Below are 7,187 nucleotides of genomic sequence, written 5' to 3'. Positions count from 1 at the left end.
CACTCCGCCCCCAATACTCCACCGGGGGGCGCCGCCCCACCCGTAGCGCGCGCCCCGCTCCGGTCAGTTGTCCAGGGTCCCGACGTGGTGGACGCGGACGAGGTTGGTGGAGCCGGCGAGGCCGGGCGGGGAGCCGGCGGTGATGACGACGATGTCGCCCTTCTGGCAGCGGCCGAGCGACAGGAGGGCCGCGTCGACCTGTTCGACCATCTGGTCGGTGGTGGGGGCGAAGGGGCCGAGGAAGGTCTCGACGCCCCAGGTGAGGGCGAGTTGGCTGCGGACGGCGGGTTCGTAGGTGAAGGCGAGGACGGGGATGGGTGAGCGGTAGCGGGTCAGTCGGCGCGCGGTGTCGCCGGACTGGGTGAAGGCGATGAGGTATTTGGCGTCCAGGAAGTCGCCGATCTCGGCGGCCGCGCGGGCGACGGCGCCGCCCTGGGTGCGCGGCTTGTTGCCGGTGGTCAGGGGCGGCAGTCCGGCGGCGAGGATGTCGGTTTCGGCGGCCTCGATGATGCGGCTCATGGTCTTGACGGTCTCGACGGGGTACTTGCCGACGGAGGTCTCGCCGGAGAGCATCACGGCGTCGGTCCCGTCGAGGACGGCGTTGGCGACGTCGGAGGCCTCGGCCCGGGTGGGCCGGGAGGCGTTGATCATCGAGTCGAGCATCTGGGTGGCGACGATGACCGGCTTGGCGTTGCGCTTGGCGAGCTTGACGGCGCGCTTCTGGACGAGCGGGACCTGTTCGAGGGGCATCTCCACGCCCAGGTCGCCGCGGGCCACCATGATGCCGTCGAAGGCGTCGACGATGGATTCCAGGTTGTCGACCGCCTGCGGCTTCTCGATCTTGGCGATGACGGGGACGAGGCGCCCCTCCTCGGCCATGATCCGGTGGACGTCCTCGATGTCGCGGCCGCTGCGGACGAAGGAGAGCGCGATCAGGTCGGCGCCGGTGCGCAGGCCCCACCGCAGGTCGGCGACGTCCTTGTCGCTGAGTGCGGGGACGGAGACGGCGACGCCGGGGAGGTTGAGGCCCTTGTGGTCGGAGACGAGGCCGCCTTCGATGACGAGGCAGCGCACGCGCGGCCCGTCGACCTCGACGACCTCCAGGGTGACCCGGCCGTCGTCGACGAGGATGCGTTCGCCGCGGGTGACGTCCGCGGCGAGGCCGGGGTAGGTGGTGCCGCAGATGTCCTTGTCTCCGACGACGCCGTTGTCGGTGGAGATGGTGAACTCGTCGCCGCGTTCGAGAAGTACGGGGCCGTGGGCGAAGGTGTCGAGCCGGATCTTCGGGCCTTGAAGGTCGACGAGGATGCCGACGCTGCGGCCGCTCTCGTCGGCGGCCTTGCGGACGCGGCGGTAGCGTTCCTCGTGCTCGTCGTGGGATCCGTGGCTGAGGTTGAAGCGGGCGATGTCCATTCCGGCGTCGACCAGGGATTTGATCTGGTCGTACGAGTCGGTGGCCGGCCCGAGGGTGCAGACGATTTTTGCTCGGCGCATACTGCTGAGGGTAGGCATTACCGGCGCGTAACCACGACGCGGGTCCGGACGGCGGGATGACCTTTGCCGTAAGGCGAGTTGAACAATCTGACACATCCTCGGACCGGTGTGCGAGCAGCTGCCCGGGTGCCGTCGCCGTCCGGCCTTCCGATGCGAACCCGTGAAGGGGTGTTCACCCTTGGTTCACCGCCGGTTCGGCCGCCGCTCCCCGCCCGGCGGGACGCTCGTCACCCCCGGGTGACCACCCGGACGACGTAGCGGACGAGGGGGAGGCGTTCGGCATGAGACGCACTCTGGGGGTGTTGGCGGCGTTGGCCCTGCTGGGCGGGGTGACGTACGCACTGATCCCGCAGGACGACCCGGGCGGCGACATCGTCACCGTCTCCGGCCTGATCGGTTCGGAGAAGCGCGACTTCTTCCAGGATCCGCAGGTCGTCGCCGAGTTGGCCAAGCAGGGCATGAAGGTGAACGCGGAGAGCATCGGCTCCTGGCTGATGGACGGCGACGCGAAGGACTTCGCGTTCCCGGCCAGTCAGCCGCCGGCCGACAAGCTGCGCGTGGACTGGAACATCAAGGAGGTCCCGGTCCAGCCGTTCTACTCGCCGCTGGTGATCCTCGCGCACCGCCCGGTGGCGGACGTCCTGATGGGCAACGGCCTGGCCACCCTGGACCATTCCACCGGGCTGTGGACGTTCCGGATGGACGCCTACCTGGCCGCGCTGAAGGCCGGCCGCACCTGGCCCGACCTCGCGGGCGCGACCGAGCACGCGGAGTTGAAGGGCCCGGTGTTCCTCACCACCACCGACCCGGAGACGTCCTCCTCGGGGGCGCTGCACATCGCCCTGCTGTCGTACCTGTTGAACAACCGCCAGGTGGTCTACGACCAGGCCGGGATCGACGCCACCAAGGACGTGCTGCGCACGGCGACCGCGATCCAGGGCGGCCAGAAGAGCAGCAGCGACGAGCCGTTCAAGGCCTTCCTGGCCGGGGTCGGCAATCCGCTGGTGCTCGCGTACGAGTCGCAGGCCGCCGCGATGGTGCTGAAGGGCGAGTCGACCGGCGACATGGTGGTGCTGTACCCGGACACCACCATCTACACCGACCACACCATCGTCGGCCGCACGCCGAACGGCCGGCGGCTGGCCGCCCAGCTGCACGACAACGCCGAACTGCGCCGTCTGGAGGCGAAGTTCGGCTTCCGTCCGCAGGACGACCCGGACGCCTTCGCCGCGCTGGTGAAGGGCAAGACCCCGGTCCTCGCGCCCAATCTCGCGGCGGCGAAGGTCAACCAGCCGCAGATTCCCGTGCCCGACATCCTGACCAGGCTGATCAAGGCCGCCAAGGGGAAGGCTCAGTGAACTCCCGGATGAAGAAGCACAGTTGGACGGTCGCCGCGCTGGCGACCCTGCTGGCGGCCGCCGCCTGCACCTCCACCCCGCCGGGCCCGAAGCCGTCCGACCCGCCGGCCACGACGGCGCAGCCGGGGGTGCTGCGGGTGCTGGCCGGCAGCGAGCTGCAGGACCTGGCGCCGATCCTGGAGGACGCCAGGAAGGCGACCGGGGTGACGGTGCAGTTCTCCTGGACGGGCTCGCTGGACGGCGCGGACGCGGTGTCCTCGGGCCGGGCGGACGGCAAGTACGACGCGGTGTGGTTCCCGTCCAACCAGTACCTGCGGCTGGACGACGCGGGGAAGTCGAAGGTGCTGTCGGAGACGCCGGTGATGGTGTCGCCGGTCGCGGTGGGAGTGCGCTCCTCGGTCCTCAACGAGCTCGGCTGGGGGGACGGTTCGAAGGTCTCCTGGGCGCAGATCGGGGATGCGGCGTCGGCCGGGAAGCTGGCGTACGGGATGGCGGACCCGTCCCGGTCGAACTCGGGCTTCTCGACGCTGGTGGCGGTGGCGTCGGCGTTCTCGGGTGCGGGGGCGGCGCTGACCGAGGGGGACGTGCAGAAGGCGGCGCCGCAGTTGAAGCAGTTCTTCACCGGCCAGAAGCTGACGTCGGGTTCCTCGGGCTGGCTGGCGCAGGCGTACACCCGGGCGGAGCCGGGCAAGGTCGGGGCGCTGGTGAACTACGAGTCGGTGCTGCTGTCGATGAACAAGTCGCTGGCGGCGGACCAGCAGTTGACGGTGATCCGCCCGGTGGACGGGGTGGTGTCGGCGGACTATCCGCTGTCGTTGCTGTCCTCGTCCGCGCAGCGGGAGCGGGACTCCTTCCAGCGGTTGACGGCGTACCTGTTGAAGGAGGACGTGCAGAAACGGATCTCCGAGGTGACGCTGCGCCGCCCGGTGGCGCCGGGGGTGTCGCCGGCGGCCGGGCTGCCGGCGGACCGGCGGCGGGAGCTGCCGTTCCCGGGGAGCCGGGCGGTGGCGGACGGGCTGCTGGCCTCGTACCAGAACGAGCTGCGGCGGCCGTCGCGGACGGTGTACGTGCTGGACACCTCGGGGTCGATGGAGGGTTCGCGGATCTCGGCGCTGAAGTCGGCGCTGGGCCGGTTGACGGGGGCGGACGACACCCGGGCGGTGCGCCGGTTCCGGGACCGCGAGGAGGTGACGCTGATCTCCTTCGCGTCGAAGGTGAAGTGGGCGAGGACGCACGCGGTGCCGGCCTCGGGGAGCAAGCCGGGCCCGGAGGCGGAGCTGGCGTCGATCAACGCGGACGTGCAGTCGCTGGCGGCGTCGGGGGGTACGGCGCTGTACGACTCGCTGGAGGAGGCGTACCGGGTGATCGACCGGCAGCAGTCGGCGGCGGGGGACGACCGGTTCACGTCGATCGTGCTGATGACCGACGGGGAGAGCAACGAGGGGGCTTCGGACGGGGACTTCAAGCGGTTCCACGACGGGCTGCCGTCCGGGCAGAAGTCGATCCCGGTGTTCCCGATCAAGTTCGGGGAGGCGGCGGTGGGCCAGTTGCAGGGGATCGCGGACGTGAGCGGCGGCAAGCTGTTCGACGGGTCGGGTTCGCTGGACGGGGTGTTCGAGGAGATTCGTGGCTACCAGTGACGGGGCCGGCCGGCGGGTGCTGCGGTACCTGGAGTCGGCCCGGAACCTGGTCGGCTGCGGAGGCGGCGCGGTGGGGCTGGGGCTGCACTTCGCCGGGCTGGGCGGGACGTGGTGGCCGGCGGTGGTGGCGGGGCTGTACGGGGCGGGCGCGCTGCTGACGCCGGGCCCGCGGACGGAGCCGCCCGTCGTCCTGCCCGTGGAGCCGCCCGTCGATCCGCTGGTGGCGCCGCTGGTGCCTCCGCTGCCGTCGACGCCCAGGCCGGAACCGGAGCCCGCACCGGAACCCGCACCGCGGCCCGATCCCGAGCTCGCGGCGCTGTCCGACTACCTGGCCACGGTGCCGCTGCCGGATTCGGCGGGGGTGGCGGGCCTGCTGGCGGCGCTGCGCTCGGCGGGGCCGGGGCCGGTGCCGGCGGAGATCGTGCGGCACCGGCTGCCGGTGGCGGTGGCCGGCTACCTGCGGGCGCTGACCTGGCGGCCGTGGGCGGGGCCGGACGCGCCGGACCCGGAGGCGGAGCTCGGCCGCGAGGTGCGCCGACTGGTCGCCGACCTGAACTGAGGGTCCTGCCCGAGGAAGCCCAGGCAGGACCCGGCAGGACCCCGAGGGTTCTGCCCCGGAACCCCTTACCACCCCACCCTCCGCGCACCCCCGTCACGAACGAGTCGCCAAGATCTCACCTGCTGGAAACGTCGGAGGGCTATTCACCGGCCGGGCCCGCACGGCACACTTCTACGCGCGTCCTTCTACGCGCGTCGATGCGCGTCGGCACGCCACCCGAACACCAGTTGACGGTCCATCGGCCCGTCAGTCCCCACCCGGGAGAGTCGTCCATGCCCCTGAACCGCCGTGACTTCGTCACCCGGTCCGCCGCCACCGCCGCCGGCGCCGCCCTGACCGGCGGAGCAGTCGTCGCCGCCGCCCCCGCCGCCGTGGCCGCCGAGCCGGCTCCGGCGGCCGCCAAGGGCAAGCGCAAGGGCCGCAAGCAGGCCTTCACCGTCATGGGCACCACCGACCTGCACGGCCGGGTGCTCAACTGGGACTACTTCACCGACGCCGTGTACGCCGACAAGGCGCACAACGACGTCGGCCTCGCCAAGATCTCCACCCTGGCCAACCAGGTCCGCGAGGAGAAGGGCTGGGACCGCTGCCTGCTGATCGACTCCGGCGACATCATCCAGGGCACCCAGCTGACCTACTACTACGCCCGGATCGAGCCGATCGCCACCGACGGCGACAACGTGCCCGACCACCCGATGGCCGTCGCGATGAACCTCATGGGCTACGACGCCGCCGCGCTCGGCAACCACGAGTTCAACTACGGCATCCCCACCCTGAAGGCCTTCGAGGACCAGCTGGAGTTCCCGCTGCTGGGCGCCAACGCGCTGCACGCGAAGAACGAGAAGCCGGCCTTCAAGCCGTACGTGATCAAGGAGGTGTGGCTGGACGAGGACACCCCGCTGAAGGTCGGCATCCTCGGCCTCACCAACCCGGGCATCGCGATCTGGGACAAGGCCAACGTCACCGGCAAGATGGTCTTCCCGGGCATCGTCGAGACGGCCGCCAAGTACGTGCCCCGGATGAAGGCCGCGGGCGCGGACGTCATCGTCGTCTCCGCCCACTCCGGCATCGACGAGCCGACCACCTACGGCGACCAGCTGCCCTGGCCCGAGGACGCCTCCGGTGAGATGGCCGAGACCGTTCCGGGCATCGACGCGGTGCTGGTGGGCCACACCCACAAGGAGGTGGCGCAGCGGCTGATCGTCAACAAGAAGACCGGTAAGACCGTGGTGCTCTCCGAGCCGCTGTGCTGGGGCCAGCGCCTGAGCTGCTTCGACTTCGACGTCGAGTTCGCCGACGGCGCGTGGAAGGTCCTCTCGGTGTCCTCGCGGGTGCTGAACTCCAACACCGTGCCGGAGAACCCGGAGATCGTGGACGCGCTGACCGAGCAGCACAAGAAGGTCGTGGCGTACGTCAACCAGCAGATCGGCACCTGCAAGACGGACCTGTCGATCGCCGAGGCGCGGTTCCGGGCGACTCCGATCATCGACCTGATCGGCCGGGTGCAGGCGGACGCGGTGAAGGCGGCGCTGGCGGGCGGGCAGTACGCCAACCTGCCGGTGCTGGCGCAGGCGGCGCCGTTCAACCGGACGGCGCTGATCCCGGCGGGCCAGGTGAAGCTGCGCGACGCGGCGGGTCTGTACATCTACGAGAACACCCTGGAGGCGCGCGTCCTGACGGGTGCGCAGCTGAAGGACTACCTGGAGTTCTCGGCCAAGTACTACAACCAGCTTGCCCCGGGCGCGCCGGTCGACAAGGACGCGCTGACCGGCGCGGAGACCACGCCGGACTACAACTACGACTCGCTGTACGGGCTGAGCTACGACATCGACATCGCGCAGCCGAAGGGCCGGCGGATCGTCAACCTGTCGTTCCAGGGCAAGCCGATCGACCCGGCCGCGCAGTTCGTCCTGGCGGTCAACAACTACCGTGCCAACGGCGGCGGCAACTTCCCGCACGTGGCGCAGGCCAAGCTGGTCTGGTCGAACTCGGACGAGATCCGCAACACGATGATCGCCTGGGTGAAGGCCAAGGGCGTCATCGACCCGGCCGACTTCTTCACCGACTCCTGGCGCCTGGTGCGCGCCGGCCAGCCGGTGTTCTGAGCACCCCATTCGAAGGCCGTCGGCGCGGGAC

At 70.7% G+C, this 7,187-nt stretch carries 5 protein-coding genes; 4 read left to right on the top strand and 1 reads right to left on the bottom strand.

What is annotated here, in order from left to right; all coding sequences use genetic code 11:
- Nucleotides 1-63: 63 nt before the first annotated feature.
- Nucleotides 64-1,494 (bottom strand): pyruvate kinase, encoded by a 1,431-nt coding sequence (gene pyk / locus ACFWPT_RS33875; RefSeq protein WP_063347153.1) that lies wholly within the window; start codon nucleotides 1,492-1,494, stop codon nucleotides 64-66.
- 281 nt (nucleotides 1,495-1,775) lie between these two features.
- Here pyk and ACFWPT_RS33870 point away from each other — a divergent pair, with 281 nt between their 5' ends.
- The 4 genes from ACFWPT_RS33870 (at nucleotide 1,776) to ACFWPT_RS33855 (ending at nucleotide 7,156) form a co-directional block, all read left to right on the top strand.
- Complete coding sequence (locus ACFWPT_RS33870) at nucleotides 1,776-2,852, top strand: hypothetical protein (protein ID WP_063347154.1); 1,077 nt, start codon at nucleotides 1,776-1,778, stop codon at nucleotides 2,850-2,852.
- Nucleotides 2,853-2,860: 8 nt separating this feature from the next.
- Nucleotides 2,861-4,492 carry a VWA domain-containing protein gene (locus tag ACFWPT_RS33865; RefSeq protein ID WP_063351039.1) on the top strand — a complete coding sequence of 544 codons (1,632 nt, stop codon included), beginning with the start codon at nucleotides 2,861-2,863 and terminating at the stop codon, nucleotides 4,490-4,492.
- Nucleotides 4,479-5,051, top strand: coding sequence for a hypothetical protein (locus tag ACFWPT_RS33860; protein ID WP_380486483.1), 573 nt, complete (start codon nucleotides 4,479-4,481; stop codon nucleotides 5,049-5,051). The genes ACFWPT_RS33865 and ACFWPT_RS33860 overlap by 14 nt, the downstream gene beginning before the upstream one ends.
- Nucleotides 5,052-5,323: 272 nt before the next feature.
- Nucleotides 5,324-7,156, top strand: a complete 1,833-nt coding sequence (locus tag ACFWPT_RS33855) for a bifunctional metallophosphatase/5'-nucleotidase (protein ID WP_380334117.1) — start codon at nucleotides 5,324-5,326, stop codon at nucleotides 7,154-7,156.
- The last annotated feature ends 31 nt before the right edge of the window (nucleotides 7,157-7,187 follow it).

This window comes from Kitasatospora sp. NPDC058478 (genome assembly GCF_042720345.1).
Lineage (GTDB): Bacteria > Actinomycetota > Actinomycetes > Streptomycetales > Streptomycetaceae > Kitasatospora.
Note: the sequence above shows the minus strand (reverse complement) of the source record. Positions and strands in the feature narration are given on the sequence as shown.

What these genes read in the sequence shown, in the direction of transcription:
- pyk (WP_063347153.1), bottom strand. Translation starts at nt 1,494, where the DNA reads ATGCGCCGAGCAAAAATCGTCTGCACCCTCGGGCCGGCCACCGACTCG.
- ACFWPT_RS33870 (WP_063347154.1), top strand. Translation starts at nt 1,776, where the DNA reads ATGAGACGCACTCTGGGGGTGTTGGCGGCGTTGGCCCTGCTGGGCGGG.
- ACFWPT_RS33865 (WP_063351039.1), top strand. Translation starts at nt 2,861, where the DNA reads ATGAAGAAGCACAGTTGGACGGTCGCCGCGCTGGCGACCCTGCTGGCG.
- ACFWPT_RS33855 (WP_380334117.1), top strand. Translation starts at nt 5,324, where the DNA reads ATGCCCCTGAACCGCCGTGACTTCGTCACCCGGTCCGCCGCCACCGCC.